This window comes from Microcystis sp. LEGE 08355, from assembly GCF_015207185.1.
Classification (GTDB): Bacteria; Cyanobacteriota; Cyanobacteriia; order Cyanobacteriales; family Microcystaceae; genus Microcystis; species Microcystis panniformis.
Genome location: NZ_JADEXI010000719.1, coordinates 1 through 2,111, shown reverse-complemented (window position 1 = coordinate 2,111; position 2,111 = coordinate 1). Strand labels below are relative to the sequence as shown.

Genomic DNA, 2,111 nt, shown 5'->3' with positions numbered 1-2,111 from the left:
TGGGATTTGTCTTGACCATCGAATAGGTAAGGGTTCTGTGCATTTAGCTAAATAGATTTGTTTGTCTTTGAACTTAAAAGCAGATTTGGTAAATTCGGCACTTCCTCCTTGATGTTTTTTCTTAAAGTTAGGATACTTAGTACGACCAGCAAAGAAGTTAGTAAAAGCTGTTTGTAAATGTCTTAACCCTTGTTGTAAGGGTACACAGCTTACTTCATTGAGAAAGTTTAATTCTTCTTGCTTTTTCCAATCGGTTAGCATTGAAGAAGTTTCAGTATATCCTACTCTTTCTTGTCTTTCGTACCAAGCTTGTGTTCTGAGATGGAGAGCTTTATTGTAAACTAATCTTACACAGCCCAAAGTGCGCCGCAATAGCGACTCTTGTTCTGGTGTTGGGTAAAATCGGTAGCGATAGCTTTTCCATACCTCACATTTTAGCATATATTTCGTAAATGCGCTAATATTTAACAGCAAAGCCGTCGTAGAACGACGGGGTTTCAGACCCAAAATTTTCGATGAATATGGAAGTTGGGTTTCCTTGCGTCAACCCAACCTACAGGCGATGTGATCGCACTACGGCGATGGCGATCACACTAGCTTGCTGGCGCTGGTGGCGGATAGAAAGCTTGGGAAGACATTCCAAAGACTAACGGGGTTGCGGTCGGGTCGCTGAAGGAGTCAAATGTAATGATCTTGGTGTCATTTGGTCCGTCTTGGACAAACTTCTCTTCACCACCCGCCAGCGAGAAATTTAGTCCAAAAATCGAGACGCTTGCCGAGGCATCGTAGTAACTCTTCACCGTTTCAGTGTATGTCTCTGTGCTGATAGTAAGTGTCACCTTTGGCTTGTAAATCACAAATACTGATACCGGCACCATGTGCAATGTGCCTTCTTCACCGAAGAAGTCTTTCATTGTAAATCGGCTACCTTGAGGAAACTCGACCTTTGATGCCATTAGCCAGTCTGCATTGTACCACTTCCCCCGACTGATCAGGAAATTGTTTGCACCGATAGCCTGCACCTGTAGCTTATATTTTGTATCTTGAATCACGCGCTTCCAGTCAATCGTCACCGACGATGAAATTGAACAACAGTTTTGCTTCACACTCGACTGGATTGACTCCTGCCACTCCCCAGTTTCTAGGGTTTCCTGGTCGATGGTAATATCAAGCTCATACGCTCCCTCTGACTTGGATGTCCATTTGGTCAATGTAGTGGAAAGATCCTCAATGGTGGTCAACAATTCCGTCTGGGTTACTCCACCAATGGTGAAGCTTTCCATATTGGCAGGTTCAGTTACAGCTTGTTGTGCACTACCAAGATCCGTATCAACGGCTTTCACAAAGTCGGCGATTGTTTTCTTGACGTTGTTTTGTTGTTCCTGGTTATTTTGAAGTTTTGCATTCCAACTAGGACCCTCCGTCCCCTCAGTGGTAAGCCATTGAAAATAGGTAGTAGTTCCAGCAATCTCTGGGTATCGGCTTTTCCACTGAACGAAGGCATCCATTGCCTGGCCAGCCAGCGTGGCGTAGTCACTCTCCAGGGCAGAAAGATTAGTTTGATATCCCTGATATTGCGGGTTTGTCTGAAAACCGGTAGGGGCAATGGAACTAATATAGGTAGAATATGAACGTGCCACCAGACTCGTTGTTTCTCGATAAAAGCCGTCTAAATCACCAGGGACGGTATTTGCGCGTGTCCAAGCGGGATAGTCTGTTCCTGATGTCCAATCGGCCTGCAAAGGCTGTCCAGCAAACTGGAAATACGTTTTCCCACGATCCTGCGGAGTAGACGCAGCAGACGCATTCTGCAACGCAGGATATGCCTTTATCAAAGCCATTGCTAGATAATCCCATTGGCTTTTGTCACCGAATGCCATAATAAAACTCCTTGAGAAAAATGTCTTGTCTTTGGTTTGGGTTTAAAAGTGATTGGTTCAATCACCTTTGATACCAGTGCGATCTGTAGCTTGGGTCAAGCAACAGCCCCACCCGGGAGCATCTCATTTATGCAAGTGAGTAATTATACTTATCCATAAAACTGGTTTCTAGCAAGGCTTTCAAAATAGCTTGACATAAAAACCTGATTTAGGGGTTACAAAGGTGAGAGG

The 2,111-nt window shown here is 44.4% G+C and carries 2 protein-coding genes; both read right to left on the bottom strand.

Annotated elements, in window-relative coordinates; genetic code table 11:
• A partial coding sequence (locus tag IQ242_RS23290) for an RNA-guided endonuclease TnpB family protein (protein WP_193961589.1) occupies positions 1-441 on the bottom strand: 441 nt, incomplete at its 3' end.
• Positions 442-593: 152 nt separating this feature from the next.
• On the bottom strand, positions 594-1,880 hold the full coding sequence (locus IQ242_RS23285) for a hypothetical protein (protein WP_193961588.1): 1,287 nt from the start codon (positions 1,878-1,880) through the stop codon (positions 594-596).
• Positions 1,881-2,111: the final 231 nt, after the last annotated feature.